Consider the following 20,150-nt stretch of genomic DNA (forward strand, 5'->3'; position numbering starts at 1 on the left):
GAGCGCCGCCCCGCGCTCGCCGCGGAGCGCGCGCGCGTCGAGGCGGCCGACGCGGCGATCCGCATCGCGCAGGCGGGCTACCTGCCGCGGCTGGACGTGCAGGCCGGCTACAACCGCAACGGCGTGGAGCTCGCGGGCAAGGGGGGCGTGTACTCCGACCCGTCGCGCGACTACACGGCGAGCGTGCAGCTCGTCGCGTCGTGGAACCTGTTCGAGGGCCGCCGCACCTCCGCGGAGGTGCAGCGCGCCGAGAGCCTCGCGCGGCGCGCCCGCGCCTCGGCGGAGCGGACCCTCGACGCGGTCGCGAAGGAGATCACCGACTCCCGCGCGCTCGCCGAGGCGCGCGCGCGGCAGGTCTCCCTCGCCACCGACAACCTGCGGATGGCGGAGCAGGGCCTCGCGCTCGCGCGGGAGCGGCTCGACGCCGGCCTCGCGACGCAGCTCGAGCTGCGCGACGCCTCCCTGAAGCTGACCCAGGCCGAGCTCGCGCTCGTCGAGGCGAGGATCGATCACGCGGTCGCGATCGCGGATCTCGCGCGCGCCGCGGGAGGACCCATCTAGATGGCGACGCACAACCCCGCATCGATGCCCGCCCCCGAGCCCGCCGAGCGCCCCGCGCCCGAGGGGCCCGTCCTCGCCCGCCCTCCGCCGCGGATCCGCATGAGCTGGACGAAGCGGATCGTCGCGACCCTCTTCGTCCTCGCGGTCGCGGCGATCACGGTCCTCTCGCTCCGGCCGCGCCCGGCGCCGCCCGTCGCGATCCAGGCGATCACCGCGCGCAAGGGCAGCATCACCCGCATCGTCACCGCCGCCGGGAAGCTCCAGGCGGCGACCGAGGTGAAGCTGTCCTCCAACATCTCGGGCGACCTCCTCGAGCTCAACGTGAAGGAGGGCGATCTCGTCAAGAAGGGGCAGGTGCTCGGCCGCATCGACGCGCGCCGCTACACGGCCCAGGTCTCGCAGCAGGACGCGGCGCGCGCCTCGGCCGCGGCCGACCTCCAGTCGCAGAACGTGAACGTGACGCAGCTCGAGCAGGAGCTCGGGCGCGTCGAGCGCCTCGCGCAGAGCGGCAACGCGAGCACGGCGGAGGTGGAGCAGGCCCGCGCCAAGGTCCAGGGCGAGCGCGCCCGGGCCGACGCCGCCCGCGGGCGGATCGAGCAGGCGGACGCGGCGCTGCGCGAGGCGCGCCACCTCCTCTCGCTCACCACGCTCACGGCGCCCATCGACGGCGTCGTGACGAAGCGCCAGAAGCAGGTCGGCGAGCGCGTGCGCGGCTCCGACTTCTCCGAGGACGTCATCGTCGTCATCTCCACCCTGTCGCAGATGGAGGTGAACGTGGAGGTCGGCGAGCACGAGGTGGTGTTCGTGAAGGAGGGCGACACCGCCGACATCGACATCGACGCCATCCCGGAGCGGAAGTTCCCGGCCCAGGTGGTCGAGGTCGCGCGGAACGCCACCGTGAAGAACGCGGGCACGGAGGGCGAGGTGACGACGTTCGTCGTCCGGCTCGCGCTCACGGAGCGCGTGCCGGGGGCGCTCCCCGGCATGAGCGCGCAGGCCGCGATCGCCACGGACACCCGCGACGGCGCGGTGGTGGTGCCCATCCAGGCGGTCACCGTGCGGCCGGAGAAGGAGCTGCGGGCCGGCGGGAAGGGGGCCGCGCAGGAGGACCCGCCGCAGGAGAACGGCGGCGGCGCGCCGGCGAAGCCCGGCAAGAAGCCGCGCCGCGAGCCGCTCCGCAAGGTGGTCTTCGTCGTGGACGGCGGCGTCGCGAAGGTGCGCGAGGTCGAGACCGGGCTCGCGAGCGACACGGAGATCGAGATCGTGAAGGGGCTCGCCGAGGGCGACAAGGTCGTCGAGGGGCCGTACCGCGTCCTCTCGCGAGAGCTCGCCGACGGGAAGCCCGTCACCGAGGAGGTCCCGGGGGCGAAGGGGCCGAAGGGGAAGGGCTAGCCGTGGACGACGCGCTGATCCTCGTTGAGGACCTCTGCCGGTACTACGAGGTGGGCGGAGAGACCGTCCGCGCGCTCGACGGCGTCTCCTTCGCGATCGAGCGCGGCGAGTGGGTGGCGATCGTCGGCCAGTCGGGGTCGGGCAAGTCGACGCTCATGAACCTCATCGGCTGCCTCGACACGCCGAGCTCCGGCAGCTACCGGCTGAACGGCGCCGACGTGCAGGGGCTGGCCGACGACGCCCTCGCCGACCTTCGCAACAAGGAGATCGGCTTCGTCTTCCAGACGTTCCAGCTCCTCCCCCGCGCCACCGCGCTCGCCAACGTCGAGCTCCCGCTCGTCTACCGCGGCGTCTCCCGGCGCGAGCGCCGGGACCGCGCCGAGGCGGCGCTCGCGGCGGTCGGCCTCACGAACCGCATGCACCACCGGCCGAACGAGCTCTCCGGCGGGCAGCGCCAGCGCGTCGCCATCGCGCGCGCGCTCGTCGGCGAGCCGTCGCTCCTGCTCGCGGACGAGCCCACCGGCAACCTCGACTCCTCCACCGGCGAGGAGATCATCCGCCTGTTCGACGATCTCCACCGCCGCGGCCACACCATCTTGCTCGTCACCCACGAGCCGCGGCTCGCCGCGCGCTGCCCCCGCGCCATCCGGCTCACCGACGGGCGGGTGGTCGGCGACGGGCCGGGCGCGGAGGTCGCCACGCTCACGGCGGCGCGCGTGGTGCACGCATGAGCCGGCTGCGGCGCGGGCTCGTCCGCGCGGCCTCGGAGATCTCCGAGGGCGTCCGCATCGCCCTCGCGAACCTCGTCGGGGCGCGGCTGCGGAGCTTCCTCACCACCCTCGGCATCGTCATCGGGGTCATGACGGTGATCGCCATCGTCGCGATCATCCAGGGCCTCAACGCCTCGTTCGAGTCGCAGATCTCGACCCTCGGGGCGGGCACGGTCTACGTCTCCAAGTTCGGCTGGTTCGTGGCGGGTCGCGACGCGTGGTGGGAGATGCGCAACCGCAAGGACCTGGGCCGCCGCGAGCTCGAGGCCATCCAGCGCGAGGCGCTGCACGCGAGCGCCATCGCGCCGATGGCGATGACGCGCGGTCCGGTGACGCGCGCCGAGAAGGAGGTCTCGTCCGTCCAGATCATCGGCACGAACGCGCAGTACCTCGAGACCGGCGCGGGCTCCGTCGCCGCGGGGCGCTTCCTCGCGGAGATCGACGTCGATCTCTCGCGCAACACGGTGGTGCTCGGCGCGGAGCTCGTGGATCGCCTGTTCCCGGGCGCCACGGCGGAGGGCGCGCTCGGCAAGAAGGTGGTCGTGAACGGGATCCCGTTCACCGTGGTGGGCACCATCGGACGCCGCGGGCAGCTCCTCGGCATGAACATGGACGCGAACGTCATCGTCCCCTACACCACCTTCCTGCGCGACCTCGGCGGCAAGCGCTCGCTCAACATCGCGGTCGCCGCCGCGCCGGAGGACCTCCCCGCGCTCGAGGACGAGCTCGTCGGCATCCTCCGCCGCGTGCGGCAGGTCCCGCCCGACAAGAAGGACGACTTCGCCCTCAACCGGCAGGAGCAGTTCCTCAAGGTGTACCGGCAGCTCACCGGCGCGCTCTACGGCGTGGCCATCGGCGTCGGCATGATCACCCTCGTCGTGGGCGGCATCGGCATCATGAACATCATGCTGGTGTCGGTCACCGAGCGGACCCGCGAGATCGGCGTGCGGCGCGCCCTGGGCGCGCGGCGGCGCACGATCCTGCTCCAGTTCCTCATCGAGTCCTCGGTGGTGGCGGCGCTCGGCGGGGCGGTCGGGACGGCGCTCGGCCTGGGCGTCGCCCAGCTCGTCGCGCTCCTCACGCCGCTCGCCGCCGCGGCGACGCCCTCGGCGGTGGCGCTCGGCATCGGCTTCTCGGCCGGCGTGGGGCTCCTCTTCGGCTCGTGGCCCGCCTGGCGGGCCGCTCGGCTCGATCCGGTGGAGGCGCTGCGCTACGAATGACCGCCCTCCTCGACACCATCGCGATGGCCCTCGGGACGCTCCGCGCGAACGTCCTGCGCTCCGTGCTCACCCTGCTCGGCATCGTGATCGGCGCGTCCACGGTGGTCGCGATGATGTCGCTCACCGAGGGGTTCCGCCTGAAGCTCACGAGCGACTTCGCCGCGCTCGGCGCGGGCGCCTTCCAGGTGCAGAAGTGGCCCGCGCTCCAGTTCGGCCCGCACGACCACCGGAAGTACGAACGGCGCCCGGACCTCACCCGCGAGCAGGGCGAGGCGCTCCGCGAGCTGCCGCACGTCGCCTACGTTTCGATCGAGGAGTGGGCGCGCCGGCCGGAGGCCCTCGCCACCCGGGATCGCACGACCAAGCAGAACATCAGCGTCTGCGGCGCGCTGCCGGACTACGAGCGCGCGAACGGCGTCGACATCGCCCTCGGCCGGTTCCTCAGCCACACCGACGTCCAGCTCGGCCGGCGGGTCATCGTCATCGGCGCCGACGTCCAGGACATCCTCTTCCCCGGCCAGGATCCGCTCGGCCAGGAGGTCCGCGTCCGCGGCGTGCCCTTCGAGGTCATCGGGGTCGCCGAGCGCGAGGGTTCGCTCCTCGGCCAGTCGAAGGACGGATGGGCGGTCGTGCCGTGGACCGCCTACGAGCGCGCGCTCGGGAAGGTGCGGAACAACAACATCGCCGTGGTCGCGACGACGCCGGACGACGCGCCCAGGGCGCTCGAGGAGGTGGTGGCGAAGCTCCGCCGCATCCGCGGGCTCGCGCCGCACGAGGAGAGCGACTTCGAGATCTTCTCGAACGACACCTCCGCCCAGCTCTTCGACAACCTCGCCAAGATGGTGGGCGCCGCGACGTTCGGCGTGTGCGCGCTCGCGCTCCTCGTCGGCGGCATCGGCGTCATGAACATCATGCTCGTGTCGGTGACCGAGCGGACGCGCGAGATCGGCATCCGCATGGCGCTCGGCGCGCGCCGCCGGCGCATCCTCTCCCAGTTCCTCGTTGAGTCGGTCGTCCTCTCGGCCCTCGGGGGGCTCGTGGGCGTCCTGCTCGGCGCGGGCCTCGCGCTCGGGGCGCGGGAGATCTGGCAAGTTCCCGCGAGCATCCCGGCGTGGGCGGTGATAGTCTCCCTCGCCTCCGCGGGCGGGGCAGGCCTCCTGTTCGGCATCTACCCCGCCGCCCGGGCGTCGAAGCTCGACCCCGTCGAGGCGATGCGGACCGAATAGGAGACGCGGGGCGCGTGGACCGGTCGAAGCTCGTCAAAGAGGTGCGGGGCTGGACGTTCACCATCCTCGCGGTCCTCGCGTTCCGGACGTTCCTCTACGAGGCCGTCTACATCCCGTCGGGCTCGATGATCCCGACCCTGCAGATCGGCGACTACGTCATCGTCGAGAAGTGGGCCTACGGGGCGCGCCTGCCGTTCACCGAGACGGCGCAGGCCACCTGGCGCAGCCCGGCGCGCGGCGACATCGTCGTGCTGCTCGCGCCGCCCGGGAACCCGCGCGACGACGACCTCATCAAGCGGGTGGTCGCCGTGGGCGGCGACACGGTCGAGATCCGGGACGGCCACCTCGTCGTGAACGGCGCGCCGGTACCGCGCGAGCGCGTCCCCGGACGCTGCAACTACTGGAACAAGAACGAGGGCGGCCCCTGGCGCGAGGAGCCGTGCGTCGACTTCGTCGAGTCGCTCGTCGATCACCGCTACCACACCTTCTGCACGCCTTACCTGCCGTGCGGTGACGTACCGTCGGTGAAGGTGCCCGACGGGACGGTGTGGCTCGCCGGCGACCACCGCGACCACTCCGCCGACAGCCGCGTGTTCGGCCCGGTGCCGGTCGGCCGCATCAAGGGCCGCGCCTGGCTCGCGCTCGTGTCCTGGGGTCCGGGCGGGCCGCGCTGGGATCGTCTCTTTCACTTCGTGAATCATTAGAAGCGGGGGACTCCGTCCCCCGCCCCGCCGAGCAAAGCTCGTCGGGGCCCCACCCCTGCTCGGCGGGGGCCGTGAACGGTCGCGCCCGCTGACGCGGGTTCGCGACCGTTCCCCGCCGGGAGGGACTGCGTCCCTCCCCGTCGCTTCGCGACGGGGCCCCTCCCTGCTGATCGCGTGCAGCAGCACGCTGGCACTCACCCCGTGCTCAGGCGGGGGCGGGGAGGGGCTTCGCCCCTCCCCGCGCGTTGCGCGGGGCCCCTCCCGCGAAGCATGCGTGTGGCGAGCCCCGGTTAGACCCTCAATGCTGCATCGGCGGCTGCTGCTGGGTGGCGCTCGTAGCGGCGGCCGCGGCGGGCTGGTGGGCGCGGATGTACTCGAGCATCTCGCGCAGCTCGCGGGCGAAGGTGTCGTAGTCGGTCTGCTGCGCGTTGAGGAACGTGCTCCCCGCCATCGTCGCGGCGCTCATCATGCTCGCCTCGGCGATCTCCTCGTCGGTGGCGCCGAACATTCGCGCCGCCTCGGTGTGGAACAGCGCGCAGTAGCGGCAGCGGGTCGCGCCGGCCACCGCGAGCCCCATGAGCTCCTTGTACTTGTTCGGGATGCGCGTCTCCGCGAGCTGGAAGTCGCGCATCAGCGTCCAGAAGCCGGTCACCGCCGACTCGGGCATCTCCTTCACCCAGGTCGGCACGAGCCCGAACAGCTGCTTCACCTCGTCATGGATCGCCTTCACGTCGGCCATGTCGCTCTCCTCGTGGCGCTCGTCGATCGCGGGCCGCGGCGATCGGGGTCGCCGCCGGCCGCGCGGCCCGGTCGGCGCGGCGTCGGGGAGGGATCTAGCGATGCGGCGGAACGCCGCAATCGACGGAGGCTCCCGCGATCAGCGGGTCCCCATGAGGCGCGCGCGCAGGATGCGGACGGGCGGATCGAGCGCCTGGCCCTTGGCGGGCGACGCGTGGATGCGGCGCACGACGTCCATTCCGGCGGTGACGCGCCCGAAGGCGGCAAAGCCTTGACCGTCCGGGTTCCGGCGTCCACCCGAGTCGAGCTCGGGCTCGTCGTCGAGGCAGACGAAGAAGTCGCTCGTCGCGGTGTCCGGTCGGGCTCGGGCCATGGAGAGCGTCCCGGCGCGGTGACGGAGGCCCGTGTCGCGCGTCCGCTCCAGCGCGATCGGCGGGAAGTCCTCGGCCTCCTTCGCCGGATCGACGCCCGCCTGGACGACCGCGATGCGGACGCGGTCGTCGGGCTGGTTGTCGGCGCGCACGGTGCGGTGGAAACGGCCGCCGTCGTAGCGGCCCGCCTCGACGTAGCGCAGGAAGTTCGCCGTGGTGCGAGGGGCACGCGCCCGATCGAGCTCGAGCTCGATCGCGCCGAGCTCGGTCTCGAGGCGCACGCGCGGGTGCTCGGGCGGCTCCGGCGCGCGGACCGGGCGGGCGCGGGCAGCGGGGGCGAGGAGCAGGCACGCGGCGAGCGCGGCGGCGACGGCGGAACGCATGACGTTCAGTGAATCACGGCCGGCGCTCCCCCGCCAGCTGCTGCGCGTGGATCGCGCGCACAATCTCGATCGTGTCCGCGTCCTCGGGGCGCTTGTCCGGACGGTAGCGCTTCACGCGCGCGAACCGCAGCGCGAGGCCCGCCGGGTAGCGGGGGCTCTCCTGCAGCCCGTCGAACGCGATCTCCACCACCACCTCCGGGCGAAGGTGGACCACGTACCCGTCGGTCGTGCCGAGCGCCAGCGCGCGGAAGCGCTCGGTCTGCCAGGCGAGCATCTCGTCGGTCATGCCCTTGAACGTCTTGCCCAGCATGGCGAACCCGCCGGTCGCGGGATCGCGCGCGCCGAGGTGCAGGTTGGAGAGCCAGCCCCGGCGGCGGCCGCTGCCCCACTCCGCGGCGAGCACCACGAGATCGAGCGTGTGCGCGCGCTTCACCTTGAGCCAGCTCGCGCCGCGGCGGCCCGCCTCGTAGGGCGCCGCGAGCGACTTCGCCACGAGCCCCTCGTGGCCGCGCGCGAGCGCGCCGTCGAGGAAGGCCTGGGCGGCCGCGCGGTCGGAGGTGACGAGGCGGGGCACGCGCAGGGGCCCGGGCAGCGCGTCCGCCAGCGCAGCGTGCCGCTCGCGGAAGGGCAAGAGGACGAGGTCCTCCCCCCCGGCGTGGAGCGCGTCGAAGAACAGCACCGAGAGCGGCAGCTCCTCGCGCAGGCGCCCCACCTCGAGCTTCCGGCCGAAGCGGCGCATGGTGACCTGGAACGGCTCGGGCGAGCCGTCGGCGCGGAGCGCGATCGCCTCGCCGTCGAGCACGAGCGAGGAGGCGGGGAGCGCGCGCACCGCCTCCGCCACCTCCGGGACCGCCACCGTCACGTCGCGCAGCGTCCGCGAGAAGACGCGCACCCGCTCCCCGTCCTTGTGGACCTGCACGCGCGCGCCGTCGAGCTTCCACTCGAGCGCGGCCTCGCCGAGCGCGTCGAGCGCCTCGTCCACCCCGCCGGCCGGCTGCGCGAGCATCGGCTGGACGGGCTCCAGGAGCCGCAGCCGGAACCGGGCGAGCCCCGCCGCGCCCTCCGAGAGCGCGGCCTCGGTCACCGGCGCGAGCGCGCCGCCCATCATCACCGCCCGGCGCACGTCGCTCGCGGAGAGCCCCGCGGCGCGCGCCACCGCCTCCACCAGCACACCCTCGAGCGCGCCCTGGCGCAGCTCGCCGAGCAGGAGCCGCCCGAGGAAGTCGCGCTCCTCGGCGGTGCCGCGCGCGAGGAGCGCCGCGAGGAGCCGCGCGCGCTCGCCGCCCGAGCCGCCGCCGCGCGCCGCCGCGATCCGGTCGAGCGCGGCGTCCACCTCCGCGACCGAGAGCGTCGCCGCGCCCGCCGGCTCCGTCGCCGCGAGCGCACGCCGCACCGCGGCGGGGCCGAGCCCGATGCGCCCCTGGGCGAGCTCCCCCGAGAGCCAGCTCGCCCCGGCGCGCCGCTCCTCCGGCGCGAGCGCGCGCAGCGCCTCCACGAGCCGCGCGATCTTCTCCAGCCGGGCGGCGGTGCGGGCGACGGCGTTCGAGGCCTGGACGAGCTCGGCGAGCTGCACCCTCGTTCCCTAACCGGCCCCCCGGCCCGGGACGAGCCGGGGCCCCTCACGAGCGCGCCGCGCCGCGCCGCCTCGGGGCCGGTCGCCGTACAATCCGGCGCATGCCCGACCCGCACGCCGCCGCCGCCGCCGCGCTCCGCTCGGCCGGCGCGCTCGTGGTCACCGCCGGCGCCGGCATGGGCGTCGACTCCGGGCTCCCGGACTTTCGCGGCGACCGGGGCTTCTGGAAGGCGTACCCGCCCTACGAGCGGCTCGGGATCTCGTTCGTGGACGCGGCGAACCCGGTCCACTTCGAGGCGGACCCGGCGTTCGGCTGGGGCTTCTACGGGCACCGGGCGCGCCTCTACCGGGAGACCGCGCCGCACCCCGGCTTCGCGCTCCTCCTGCGCTGGTCGGAGCGACTCGGCCTCCCCTGCTTCGTCGTCACCTCGAACGTGGACGGTCAGTTCCAGAAGGCGGGTTTTCCCGCGGAGCAGGTGCTCGAGGTCCACGGCTCCATCCACCACCTCCAGTGCACCGAGCCGTGCTGCGGGGCGATCTGGCCGAACGAGGAGGACGTCGCAGTGGACGCGACGACCATGCGCGCGCAGCGCATCCCGCGCTGCCTCCGCTGCCGCGGTGTGGCGCGCCCGAACATCCTCATGTTCGGCGACGGCGCGTGGCTCTCGTCGCGCACCGACGCCCAGGCCGACCGCTTCGAGGCGTGGCTCGACGAGCGGGGCGAGGCGCGCCTCGTGATCCTGGAGCTCGGGGCGGGCACGGCCGTGCCGACGATCCGCTGGCACTCCGAGCGGCTCGGCGCCCGCCCGGGCGCGACGCTCGTGCGCGTGAACCCGCGCGAGCCGGAGGTGCGCCCGCCGCACCTCTCCATCGCGAGCGGCGCGCGCGAGGCCCTGGAGCGGATCGACGCGGCGCTGTGATGAGCGCTGCACGCTGCCGAGGTCCCGTGTGGGCCCTCGCAGCGGGGGTCCTCACGGCGCGGCGAGCGCGGCCACCGCCCGCCACACCGCGGCGACGGCCGCGGGGACCGCCGCGGCGACCGCGGGCGTGAGCCCCTCGCCCACCTCGTCCAGCGCCAGCGCCTCGACGGCGACCACCTCGATGCGCGACGGGACCGGCGCGCCCGCCGCCGCGGCGCGAGCGAGCGCGGAGGGCAGGCCGATGGCGTGGGGCGAGGGCCCCTCGGGCGCGTGGAGCGCGTCGAGCGGGAAGGCGAGCACCGTCCCGGGCGGATGACCGCCGGTCCGCACCGCGTCCACCACCACGACGCGGTCGAAGCCCTCCATGTCGTCGAGGAGGTAGAGCCCGGCGGCCGCGCTGCGCCGGACGGTGACGCCCGGCGCGCCCTCGCGCGAGAGCGCATCCGCGACGTGGAGCGCCACCGCGTCGTCCCTGCGGAGCGCGTTCCCGAGGCAGAGGACGAGGACCGGGACGCTCACTCCCCCGCCCCGGCGTCGGCACCGTCATCCTCGGTGGACTCCCGCCGCCGGATCACCTCGCGCACCGCGCCGTCCGGCCCGCGCACGGTGACGATGAGGGGCAGCTCGCCGGGGAGCGCGTGCGACGCGCAGGCGTTGCAGGGGTCGTAGGCGCGGAACGCCATCTCGAGCTGGTTCAGGAGCGCGGGATCGACCTTCCCGTTCCGGATGAGCCCGCGCGCCGCCTTGCGCACCGAGATCTGCACCGGGGCGGCGTTGTGCTGGGAGGCCACGACGAGGTTCGCGGCGGTGAGCAGGCCGTCCGCGTCGGTGGCGTAGTGGTGGATGAGCGTGCCGCGCGGCGCCTCGACCACGCCGACCCCCTCGGACGGCCCCGCGAGCGGCGCGGGCACGGTGCGGACCTGGCTCGGCTCGCGCGCCTCGAGGTCCGGATCCGCCGCGAGCGCCTCGACCGCCTCCGCCGCCTGGAGCGCCTCCACGAGGCGCGCCCAGTGGAACGCGAGCGTCTGATGGGCCGGCCAGCCGAGCGCGTCGAAGAGCCGCTGGCGCTCCGCCTCGGCGCGCGGCGTCGCCATCGCGCGCGCGACGTTGAGCCGCGCGAGCGGCCCGACCCGGTAGAGCCCGCTCTCGTCACCCTCCGTGAATCCCGTCCAGCCCTTCGCCTTGAGGAAGGTGAGCTTCGCGTAGGTCCAGGGCTCGACCCGCTCGGCGAGGTGGAGGAGCCAGTCTCTCGGCTGGAAGCGCGCGAGCTCGCCGCCCTGCGGATCCACCACCCGCAGCGCTCCGTCGAGGAAGGTGAGCCGCCCCGCCTCGTCCACCATGCCCATCGAGTGGCAGCGGACGCGGTACACCTCGCTCGAGAGCGCCTCGCCGTACTCGCCGCTCCCGAGCACCGCCGCGCGGAACGACTCGAGCGTGTCGGCCGCGAACCGGACGAGCCCGGGCGCGAGCTCGCGGGCGCGGCGGACGGTCTCGGGGTCGAGCGGGCGGGAGACTCCGCCCGGCAGCGCGAACACGGGGTGGATGGTGCGCCCCGCGATGGCGGCCATGAGCTCGCGCGCCTCCTTGCGGGCGCCGAGGATGCGCCGGCCGAGGTCCGCGCCGACCTTCGCGAGGACGCCGACGATGCTCCGCATGGGCGCGGGCGCCGAGGAGCCGGCGTAGAAGTCCGGCCCGCCCATGTACCAGTAGTGGAGGAGGTGATCCTCGAAGATGAACAGGTTGTAGTAGAGCGCCTGGAGCTTCCGGGCCGCGGCGGGCGGGACGACGCCGTACAGCGCGTCGAGCGCGCGGGCGGCCGCGATGTGGTGTGCCGCCGGGCAGACGCCGCAGACGTGGGCGGTGAGCTGCGGCATCTCCTCCGCAGGCCGGCCCACGCAGAAGCGCTCGAACCCGCGCAGCTCCGGCACCTGCAGGAACGCGCTCTCCGCGTTCCCGTCGGCGTCGAGGAAGACCTCGATCTTGCCGTGACCCTCGAGGCGCGTGATCGGGTCGATGGTGATCCGGCGCGTCATCCCTCGCCCCCCTCCGAGGCGGGCCGCACGCGCGCGGGCACGAGCCCGGCCGCGTACGAGTAGCGCCAGAAGGTGCCCGCCGGATCGGGCAGCGCGTCCGCGAGCGCGACCACCTCCGCCTCGCCGCCCGCGAAGAGCGACGCGAACGCGGACAGCATCGCCGCGCCCGGATCGCGCACGCCGTCGAGCGGACCGAAGCAGCCCCGGCACGGCATGCCCGCCTCGATGCAGCCCGGCTGGCAGCCCGCTCGCGTCCCCGGCCCGAGGCAGACGAGCCCCTGCGCGAGGAAGCAGCGCTCCGGGTCGAGCGCGGTGGTGGCGATGCGGCGCAGCGACGCCACCGAGAGGCGCTCCGGCCGCGAGCCCTTGCGCGGGCACCCGTCGCAGAGGGCGACGTTCGGCGCGAGCACGGCGCCGGGCAGCGGGAGGGCGTCGCCGAGGAGCGCGTCGAGCGCGGCCGCGACGATCGCCGGCGAGGGCGGGCAGCCCGGGACGGTGTAGTCCACCGGGACCACCTCGGCGAGCGGGAGCGCGCGGGAGAGGAGCACGGGGAGCGAGAGGCCGCCTCCTCCGGCGACCGGGCCGCCCGGGAGCGGCGCCTCCGGGTTCGAGACCGACGCCGGGCGGCTGTAGGCCGCATCGAGGAGCTCGGCCGCCGACGAGAGGTTTCCGAGCCCGACCACGCCGCCCATGTGCGCGCAGGCGCCGAACGAGACCAGCACGCGCGCCTTGCGACGCAGGAGCCGCGACCACTCGTCCTGCTCGCTGAGCCGCACCGCGCCGTTCACGAACGCGACGTCGATCCCGCCGTCGGGCAGCGCCTCGACGTCGGCCCGCTTGTGATCGAGCGCCACCGGCCAGAGCACCACCTCGACGCGCTCGAGCAGGGACGCGAGCCCCTCGCCGAGATCCATCACCGCCTCCTCGCAGCCGCCGCAGGAGGCGTTCCAGTAGAAGGCGACGCGCGGCTTGCCGGGGGCGCGCGGCGGAAGCGGCCCCGCGGGCACGGGCGGCCCTCCGCGCGCGGGCGCGGGGGACCGCCCGTCCTCGACGCCCTCGGGCGCGGGCGAGAGACCAGCATCGAGGGCGGCGCGGGCCGGGTAGGCGAGCGGCCCGAGCGCCCGGAGGGCCTCGGTCATCTCGCGCACGGTGGCGGCGAAGCGCTCGCCCTCCGCCGCGCTCGCCCAGGCGAGCCGGAAGCGCTCGGGCTCGATGCCCGCCTGCTCGAGGGCGCGCACCAGCACCGCGTGGCGCGCGGCAGCCCTGAGATTGCCGTCGACGTAGTGGCAGTCGCCGGGGTGGCAGCCCGCCACGAGCACGCCGTCCGCGCCCTCGCGGAAGGCCTGGAGCACGAAGGCCGGCTCGACGCGCCCGCTGCACATGACGCGCACGGTGAGGAGGCTCTGCGGGTACTCGAGGCGCGCCTGCCCGGCGCGGTCGGCCGCCGAGTACGCGCACCAGCTGCACAGGAACGCGATGATGCGGGGCTCGTGCGCCATCCGCGGCTACCCCCCGCTCCCCGGCGCGCCGCGCAGGAGCGCCGTGATCTCCGCCGCGATCTGCGCGCCGGTGAAGTGCCGCGCGGTCGCCGCGCCCGCCGGGCAGGCGGCGACGCAGGTGCCGCAGCCTCGGCAGTGCACCGCCGCCACCACCGCCCGCCCGGTCGCGGGGTCGAGGCCGACGGCGCCGAAGGGGCAGGCCGCCACGCACAGCGCGCAGCCGCCGCAGCGGGCAGGGTCGATCTCGGCGGCGAGCGGCTCGAGCGGCAAGAGGTCGCCCGGGGCGAGCGAGGCGAGCACCAGCCCGGCGGCGGCGGTGCCGTCGCGGATCGCCTCGTGGACGGGGCGAGGCCCGGCCGCCGCGCCGGCGACGTAAACGCCCGCGATGCGCGTCGCGGTGGGCTCGAAGGGGCTCGCGCCCCCGTCGGCGAGGAACCCGCGCGCGTCCGAGTCGACGCGGAGGAGCCGCGCGAGCGCCTCGGCCCCGTCCGCGCCGCGCGCTGGCGCGTGGATCGCGACGAGCTCGGCCGTCCGCACCGCCCCGTCGGAAAGGCGCGCGCGCAGTCCGTCCGTGCACGCCTCGACCGCGCCGGGCACGAGCGTCCCGGGCAGGAGCTCGACCCCGCTCGCCGCGAGGGCCGCCGCCCGCCGCGCCGCGCCGGGCGCGCGATCGAGCCCGCCCGCGACCGCGATCCGCGCGGCCGGCAGGCGCGCGCGGAGCCGGCTCGCGAGCTTCAGGAGCTCCTCCCCCGGGAGGGACCCGTCCTCGTCCGCGGTCGCGGCGAGCAGCACCGCGCGCGGCGGCCGCCCGCCCGCGCCTCGAACCTCGCCGCCCGTCGGGCCGTCCGGGTGGAGCATCCGCTCGAGCGCGTACGTCGAGACGACGCCGTCCGGCCCCGCCACCTCGCCCGGCCTCATCCCCGTGGCGACCACGATCGCCCCCACCGTGACCTCGCGGGTGCGCGCCGGCTCGTCCAGCCGGACGGCGCCGAACGGGCAGGCCCGGGCGCAGGCGTCGCAGGCCTCGCCGCGGGCGCGCAGGCACGCCGCGCGATCGATGGCGGAGGCGTGCGGGAGCGCGCCCGGGTACGGGACGCCGATCGCCTTCCGCGCCGGTCCGCCGTCCGGGTCGGCGCGCACGGCGGGACAGGCCGCGCTGCAGGAGGCGCATCCCAGGCACACCGCCGGATCGACGCCGCGCGGCGCGATCGCGAGCTCGACCGCGAACCTCCCGTGGGCGCCGCGCACCCGGCGGAGCTCGGCGCCCGTCAGCACCTCGATCCGCTCGGAGTGGAGCACCTCGTCGAGCACCGGCTCCATGAAGCAGCTCGCGCACTCGCCCGCGGGGAAGATCTCGTCGAGCCGGTTGGCGAGCCCGCCGAGCGCGAACGCGCGCTCCACGAGGTAGACCCTGCGCTCGCGCCGGGCGAGCGCGCGCGCGGCCGCGATCCCCGCCGCGCCGCCGCCCACGACGAGGACGTCGGGCGAGGCCGCCACCTCCGCGCGGGGAATCGGCCGGTGCAGGCGGACCCGCGCGAGCCCCGCCGAGAGGAGCCGGCGCGCCCGCTCGGTGGCCTCCGCGGGATCGCCCCCCACCCACTCCACCTGCTCGCGCAGGTTCACGAGCTGCAGGTGCTCGGGCGAACGGCCCGCCCCCTCGAGCACCGCCCGGAACGTCGCCTCGTGCTCCCGTGGGGAGCAGGCGCCGATGACGACGCGCTCGAGCCCGCGCTCCCGGATCCGGGCGGCGAGCCAGGCCTTCCCTTCCTCGGAGCACAGCACGTCGTGGACCGCGACGTCGCCGGCTCCCGGCCACGCCGACGGAGCGCCGAGCGAGCCGAGCTCAACCACCGCCCCGAGGTTCGGGCCGCAGCGGCAGAGATAGACGCCGGTCGCGCGGTGCTGCGTGTCCGGGGTGGGCTCGGTCGGGCCGGGCTGCCGCGCTCCGCTCTGTGTCACGGCCTCTCAGTACTGGATCTGGATGACGACCCTCTGCGCATCGGGACGGACGGAGAGGAGCGTCTTCTTGCGCCGCTCGCAGAAGGTCCGGATGTCCTTCTCGAACGTCGGGCAGTCGCCCACGATTTCCACGACCGTACCGGCAGGCGTCTCGGCGGTCTCTACGGCGAGCTTCAGCACCGGCTGGGGGCAGCGCATCCCGGAGCAGTCGATCCGCATGAAGTTCGAGGCCACTGAAGACGTTCTCCTTGCGAGGACGCGAGGCGCTCGGCCGATGGTGATCGCAAAGCGGCGGCGCTTCGAGCGGGCCTGACGCGGCCCGACATTACCATCAAACGATCGCAGAGCCGGCGATGAGCGGGGGATGCGCCGCGGCGCCGCACCGGGCACCCGCCCGGTCGGCCGCTCAGTACTTGGCGTCCTCCGCCTCGATGAGCCGGAAGATCTCATCGGCGGATCCCGCGCGCAGCAGCGCCTCGCGGAACGTCGCGTTCTTGAAGATCCTGCTGATGCGCGCGAGCGCCTTGAGGTGCGCGCCCGCGGAGTTCTCGGGCGCGAACAGCGCGAAGAACAGGTGGGTGGGTCGCCCGTCGATCGCGCGGAAGTCGATGCCGGTGGTGGAGCGGCCGAAGGCGGCGATGAGGCCGGGGAGCCCCGGGACCTTCCCGTGCGGGATCGCGACGCCCTCGCCGATGCCCGTCGAGCCCAGCTTCTCGCGCTCGAGCAGCGTCTCCAGGAGGCGCTGCCCGTCGACCTTGTAGGCGGACGCGAGCGGGCGGCAGAGCTCCGCGAGCGTCGCCTGACCGGTCTGGCCGGAGAGGTTCGCGATCACCGCGTCAGGCCGCAGGAACTCGACGATCTTCATGAGAGAACCGGGCGTCAGCTAACACAGGTGGCAACGCGTCGGCAAGACGGCAAGCGGAGCCGTCGCACGGCCGCTCGCGAACGGATCGTCGCCGAGCGAGGCGAGCCCGACCGGCGCCCCGCGACGGGCCGCGACCGCCAGCGAAGCGAGCCCCCCGAGCCCGAACCTGCCCGCGGAGGAATGCGTCGCTCGCGGCGTGGTGCGAGCGGAGGCGCAGCCGGATGAGGCTGCGCCGGAGCGAGCGGGGGGTCCGGGGGGACGCGCCTCGTGCGTCCCCCCGGCACGACCACCGGGCCCCCCCGGCCGCGGGCGCCCCCCGGGGGGGGGGGGGGGGGGGGGGGGCCCCCGCGCGGGGCCCCCCCCCCCCCCCCCCCGGGGGCCCCGGCGGGGGGGCGCCCCCCCCGCCGGGGCGGGGGCGCAGCCCCCGTTAGATGTTGTTCCGCGCCTCGATGAGGCCGAAGCCCCCCTCGTCGCGCCGGTAGACGACGTTGACCGCCCGGTCCTCCGAGTTCTGGAAGACGTAGAACTTCGCGTCGAGCAGCTCGAGCTGGAGGATCGCCTCGTCGATCGTCATCGGCTTCGCCTGGAACTGCTTGCTCTTCACGACGCGGTGGCTCGGGCGCTCGGGGTGCTCGAGGATGTCGAGCACGTCGTGGCGGACCTCGACCGGCGCCCACGGCGGCGGCGTGCCGTTCGCCTTGTAGTGGCTCGAGAGCTTCGCCTTGTGCTTCTTCAGCTGCCGCTCGATCTTGTCCGCGGCCTGGTCGATGGACGCGTACATGTCCTGGGAGCGGGCGGTGCCGCGCAGCAGGAACCGGCCGGCCTTCACCGTGAGCTCGGCGTGGTGATCCAGGTTCTCGACGTGAAGCACCGCGTGGGCCTCGCTCGGCCGGTCGATGTAGCGCTGGACGTGCTCGACGCGGCCTTTGACATGGGACTTCAACGCTTCGGTGGGCTCGAGATGCCGGAAGGTGATGTTCACCTGCATTGACCGCCTCCTGTGCGGGATCGCTGAAAATACTTCGGCCGCGGACCGGTGGGACCTCGAGTCCCCCGGAGCCGCGGCCGCCGCCGATGCTGCCCACGCTGGCAACATGCTCACGTGAAATCATAACAGAGGCGCGCCGGAGGGCACTCCCCCCGTCCCCCCGCCCGAGGCTCTTCGGGGGCGTCGCCGGGGCGGAGCCGCGGCCGCGGGCCCGCGCCTCAGAAGTACTTCTTGCGCTTCGAGCTCGGGAGGATCCCGAGCACCTCGCGGTACTTGGCGACCGTCCGGCGCGCGATCTCGATGCCCTGGTCCTTCAGGATCTCGACGATGCGCTGGTCCGAGTGAGGGTGCTTCGGGTCCTCGGCCGCGACGATGCGCTTGATGTGGTTCTTGACGGCCTCGCTCGCGATCTCGTCGCCGCCGGTCCGGTTGATGGCCGAGTTGAAGAAGAACTTGAGCTCGTAGATCCCCTGCGGCGTGTGGACGTACTTGTTCGTCGTGACGCGCGAGACGGTCGACTCGTGCATCCCGATGTCCTCCGCCACGTCGCGCAGGATGAGCGGCCGCAGGTGCGCGATGCCCTTGTCGAGGAACTCGCGCTGGAACTTCACGATCGACTCGGTGACCTTGTAGATCGTCCGCTGCCGCTGGTGGATGGAGCGGATGAGCCAGACCGCGCTGCGCAGCTTCTCCTGGATGTACTCCTTCGCCTCGCCCGCCTGGCCGTTCTTCAGCGCGGCGCGGTACATCCCGCTGATGCGCAGCTTCGAGAGCCCGTCGTCGTTGAGGACGGTGACGTACTTGTCCCCCATCTTGTGCACGTAGACGTCGGGGGTGATGTACTGCGCCTCCTCCCCCGAGTAGGCCCGGCCCGGCTTCGGCTCGAGGCGGCTGATCACCTTCACCGCCTTCACGACCTCGTCGATCGAGATCTTCAGGTCCTTCGCGATGGCCGCGTAGTTCTTCGACTCGAGGTGCTTGAGGTGGCGCTCGATGATCGCCACGATCTCCGGCGTGTCGGCGTTGAGGTGGCGGACCTGGATGAGGAGGCACTCGCGGAGGTCGCGCGCGGCGACCCCGGGCGGATCGAGCGACTGGACCTTCTTGAGGACGCCCTCCGCGAACTCGACCCCCATGCCCGACTCGAACGCCACGCGTACGAGCGGATCGCGGGTCATCGACTCCTCGCTCTCGCCCTCCACGGCCGGCATCTTGAAGTAGCCGTCGTCGTCGAGGTTCCCGATGACGAGCATCGCGACGCGCTCCTCCTCGGGCGTGAGGTTCGAGAGGCGGAGCTGCCAGACGAGGTGGTCGACGAGGTCGGTCTTCTTGGTGAGGGTCGCCTCGTAGCCGGGCAGCTCCTCGTCGGTGAGGCCGCGGTTCGACGGCGCGGTGTGGCCCTGGAGCTGGTAGTGGTCGAGGTACTGATCCCAGTCGATCTCGTTCGCGCCCTCCTCGCCCTTCACCTCCTCGGACTTCTCGGCGTCCTTGTGCTGCGGCTCCGCCTCGAGCTGCGCCTGCTCCGCCGGGCTCGCCCCCTCGGCGCGCGACTCCTCCTCGCCCTCGGCCGGATCCTCGAGGAGCGGGTTCTCCGTCATCTCGGTGCGGATGAGGTCGACGAGCTCCATGCGCGAGAGCTGGAGGAGCTTGATGGCCTGCTGCAGCTGGGGGGTCATCACCAGCTGCTGCGTCATCTTGAGGTGCTGCTTCAGCTCGAGGCTCATCGCCGCTCCATGGCCGGAGCGTCGTCCAGCCGGAACTTCTCTCCCAGGTAGACCGCCCGCGCCCGCGGGCTCGCCGCGATCTCGGCGGGGGTGCCCGCCTCGAGGATGGTCCCCGAGGACAGGATGTAGGCCCGGCCGCAGATGCCGAGGGCCTCGCGCACGGCGTGATCGGTGATGAGGACGCCGATGCCGCGATCGCGCAGCGAGCCGATGAGGCGCTGCAGCTCGCCGACCGCGATCGGATCGACGCCCGCGAACGGCTCGTCGAAGAGGATGTACTTCGGGTTCGAGAGGAGGCTCCGCGCCACCTCGGCGCGGCGGCGCTCGCCGCCCGAGAGCTGCTCGCCGAGGCTCTCCGCCACCTTCTCGAGCCGGAACTCCGCGAGGAGCGCCTCCGCCCGCCGCTCCCGCTCCGCGTGCCCGACCCCGAGCGCCTCGAGGACGCCGGTGAAGTTCTGGCGGACGGTGAGCCGCCGGAAGATGGACGCCTCCTGCGGCAGGTAGCCGACTCCGAGGCGCGCCCGGCGGTGCATCGGCTCGCGGGTGAGCTCGGTGTCGCCGAGCCGGACGGTGCCGCCGTCGGGCGTCACGAGGCCGACCACCATGTTGAAGGAGGTGGTCTTGCCGGCCCCGTTCGGCCCGAGCAGCCCCACCACCTCGCCGGGCGAGACGTGGAACGAGACGCCGTCGACGACGCGGCGGCGGCGGTAGCTCTTCACGAGCCCGTCGGCGCGGAGGACGTCCGCCGTCACGGCGTGCCCCCCTTGCGCCGCGCCTCGAGCTCGCGCCGGCGCGCGTCCACCTCGTCGCCGGGCAGGAGCATCTTCGCGCCCTCCAGCTTGGCCTCGTCGCGCTTCAGGTCGTAGACGAGCCGCGTCCCGCGCGCCTCGCTCGGGCCGTCCCGCAGCACCGGGCTCCCCTCGCACACGAGCCGCGCCGCCGCCGCCTCGTAGGTCGCCTTCTCGCACGTGACGAGCCGCTCGCCGCGCTCGAAGCGGACGTCGCCCGAGCAGATCGCCTGCGAGACCTCGCCCCGGGCGTCGTTCGTCGCGACGAGCCGCGCGCAGGTGAGCTTCGCGTCGCCGCGCGTCAGGACGACCGGCTTCCCGGTGAAGATCACCTCGCGCTTCTGGAAGGCGTAGTGGAGCTCGTCCGCGTCGATCCGGACCTTCCCCTCGCCCGCGGCGGCGGCGGCGCCCCGCGGCGCGGCGCTCGCGGCGGCGC

20 protein-coding genes are annotated in these 20,150 nt (G+C 74.3%); 7 read left to right on the forward strand and 13 right to left on the reverse strand.

Going from position 1 to position 20,150, the window contains the following annotated elements; all coding sequences use genetic code 11:
* The 6 genes from MNY60_RS19825 to lepB form a co-directional block, all read left to right on the forward strand.
* Positions 1–561 (forward strand): TolC family protein (locus MNY60_RS19825; protein WP_242361549.1); only part of this gene is annotated, 561 nt, incomplete at its 5' end.
* On the forward strand, positions 562–1,953 hold the full coding sequence (locus MNY60_RS19830) for an efflux RND transporter periplasmic adaptor subunit (RefSeq protein ID WP_242361551.1): 1,392 nt from the start codon (positions 562–564) through the stop codon (positions 1,951–1,953).
* A 2-nt stretch (positions 1,954–1,955) separates the two neighbouring features.
* Positions 1,956–2,684 (forward strand): ABC transporter ATP-binding protein, encoded by a 729-nt coding sequence (locus MNY60_RS19835; RefSeq protein WP_242340052.1) that lies wholly within the window; start codon positions 1,956–1,958, stop codon positions 2,682–2,684.
* Positions 2,681–3,943 (forward strand): ABC transporter permease, encoded by a 1,263-nt coding sequence (locus MNY60_RS19840; protein ID WP_242361553.1) that lies wholly within the window; start codon positions 2,681–2,683, stop codon positions 3,941–3,943. Before MNY60_RS19835 ends, MNY60_RS19840 begins: the two co-directional genes overlap by 4 nt.
* Positions 3,940–5,169: an ABC transporter permease gene (locus MNY60_RS19845; protein ID WP_242340054.1), complete on the forward strand. Its 1,230-nt coding sequence runs from the start codon at positions 3,940–3,942 to the stop codon at positions 5,167–5,169. The genes MNY60_RS19840 and MNY60_RS19845 overlap by 4 nt, the downstream gene beginning before the upstream one ends.
* Positions 5,170–5,183: 14 nt before the next feature.
* On the forward strand, positions 5,184–5,873 hold the full coding sequence (gene lepB, locus MNY60_RS19850; protein ID WP_242340055.1) for a signal peptidase I: 690 nt from the start codon (positions 5,184–5,186) through the stop codon (positions 5,871–5,873).
* A 298-nt stretch (positions 5,874–6,171) separates the two neighbouring features.
* On the opposite strand, the gene MNY60_RS19855 is transcribed toward lepB, so the two are convergent.
* The 3 genes from MNY60_RS19855 to MNY60_RS19865 form a co-directional block, all read right to left on the reverse strand.
* Complete coding sequence (locus MNY60_RS19855; RefSeq protein ID WP_242340056.1) at positions 6,172–6,612, reverse strand: carboxymuconolactone decarboxylase family protein; 441 nt, start codon at positions 6,610–6,612, stop codon at positions 6,172–6,174.
* Positions 6,613–6,750: 138 nt separating this feature from the next.
* The gene (locus MNY60_RS19860; protein WP_242361555.1) at positions 6,751–7,365 is read right to left on the reverse strand and encodes a peptidylprolyl isomerase; all 615 of its coding nucleotides are present in this window, start codon (positions 7,363–7,365) and stop codon (positions 6,751–6,753) included.
* A gap of 13 nt (positions 7,366–7,378) precedes the next feature.
* On the reverse strand, positions 7,379–8,938 hold the full coding sequence (locus MNY60_RS19865; RefSeq protein WP_242361556.1) for an ATP-dependent DNA ligase: 1,560 nt from the start codon (positions 8,936–8,938) through the stop codon (positions 7,379–7,381).
* Between the two features lie 101 nt (positions 8,939–9,039).
* Between MNY60_RS19865 and MNY60_RS19870 the strand changes: the two genes are divergently transcribed.
* Positions 9,040–9,858, forward strand: coding sequence for a Sir2 family NAD-dependent protein deacetylase (locus MNY60_RS19870; protein ID WP_242361558.1), 819 nt, complete (start codon positions 9,040–9,042; stop codon positions 9,856–9,858).
* 51 nt (positions 9,859–9,909) lie between these two features.
* Here MNY60_RS19870 and MNY60_RS19875 read toward each other — a convergent pair whose 3' ends face one another.
* The 10 genes from MNY60_RS19875 to MNY60_RS19920 all read right to left on the reverse strand — a co-directional run.
* Positions 9,910–10,377 (reverse strand): hydrogenase maturation protease, encoded by a 468-nt coding sequence (locus MNY60_RS19875; RefSeq protein ID WP_242361560.1) that lies wholly within the window; start codon positions 10,375–10,377, stop codon positions 9,910–9,912.
* Entirely contained in the window at positions 10,374–11,891 is a 1,518-nt protein-coding gene (locus MNY60_RS19880; protein ID WP_242361562.1) for a Ni/Fe hydrogenase subunit alpha, read from the reverse strand. Before MNY60_RS19880 ends, MNY60_RS19875 begins: the two co-directional genes overlap by 4 nt.
* Entirely contained in the window at positions 11,888–13,390 is a 1,503-nt protein-coding gene (locus tag MNY60_RS19885) for a hydrogenase iron-sulfur subunit (protein ID WP_242361564.1), read from the reverse strand. Before MNY60_RS19885 ends, MNY60_RS19880 begins: the two co-directional genes overlap by 4 nt.
* A gap of 6 nt (positions 13,391–13,396) precedes the next feature.
* Positions 13,397–15,349: a 4Fe-4S dicluster domain-containing protein gene (locus MNY60_RS19890; protein ID WP_242361565.1), complete on the reverse strand. Its 1,953-nt coding sequence runs from the start codon at positions 15,347–15,349 to the stop codon at positions 13,397–13,399.
* Positions 15,350–15,355: 6 nt separating this feature from the next.
* Entirely contained in the window at positions 15,356–15,583 is a 228-nt protein-coding gene (locus MNY60_RS19895; protein ID WP_242337181.1) for a sulfurtransferase TusA family protein, read from the reverse strand.
* A gap of 172 nt (positions 15,584–15,755) precedes the next feature.
* Positions 15,756–16,214: a PTS sugar transporter subunit IIA gene (locus MNY60_RS19900; protein WP_242337179.1), complete on the reverse strand. Its 459-nt coding sequence runs from the start codon at positions 16,212–16,214 to the stop codon at positions 15,756–15,758.
* Between the two features lie 427 nt (positions 16,215–16,641).
* On the reverse strand, positions 16,642–17,202 hold the full coding sequence (gene hpf, locus MNY60_RS19905; protein ID WP_242361567.1) for a ribosome hibernation-promoting factor, HPF/YfiA family: 561 nt from the start codon (positions 17,200–17,202) through the stop codon (positions 16,642–16,644).
* 218 nt (positions 17,203–17,420) lie between these two features.
* Positions 17,421–18,926 carry an RNA polymerase factor sigma-54 gene (gene rpoN / locus MNY60_RS19910; RefSeq protein ID WP_242337175.1) on the reverse strand — a complete coding sequence of 502 codons (1,506 nt, stop codon included), beginning with the start codon at positions 18,924–18,926 and terminating at the stop codon, positions 17,421–17,423.
* Positions 18,923–19,678, reverse strand: coding sequence for an LPS export ABC transporter ATP-binding protein (gene lptB / locus MNY60_RS19915; protein WP_242337173.1), 756 nt, complete (start codon positions 19,676–19,678; stop codon positions 18,923–18,925). Before lptB ends, rpoN begins: the two co-directional genes overlap by 4 nt.
* Positions 19,675–20,150 (reverse strand): LptA/OstA family protein (locus tag MNY60_RS19920; RefSeq protein ID WP_242361570.1); only part of this gene is annotated, 476 nt, incomplete at its 5' end. The genes lptB and MNY60_RS19920, both read right to left, overlap by 4 nt.

Source organism: Anaeromyxobacter sp. SG17 (assembly GCF_022690695.1).
In the GTDB taxonomy this organism is placed as follows: domain Bacteria; phylum Myxococcota; class Myxococcia; order Myxococcales; family Anaeromyxobacteraceae; genus Anaeromyxobacter; species Anaeromyxobacter soli.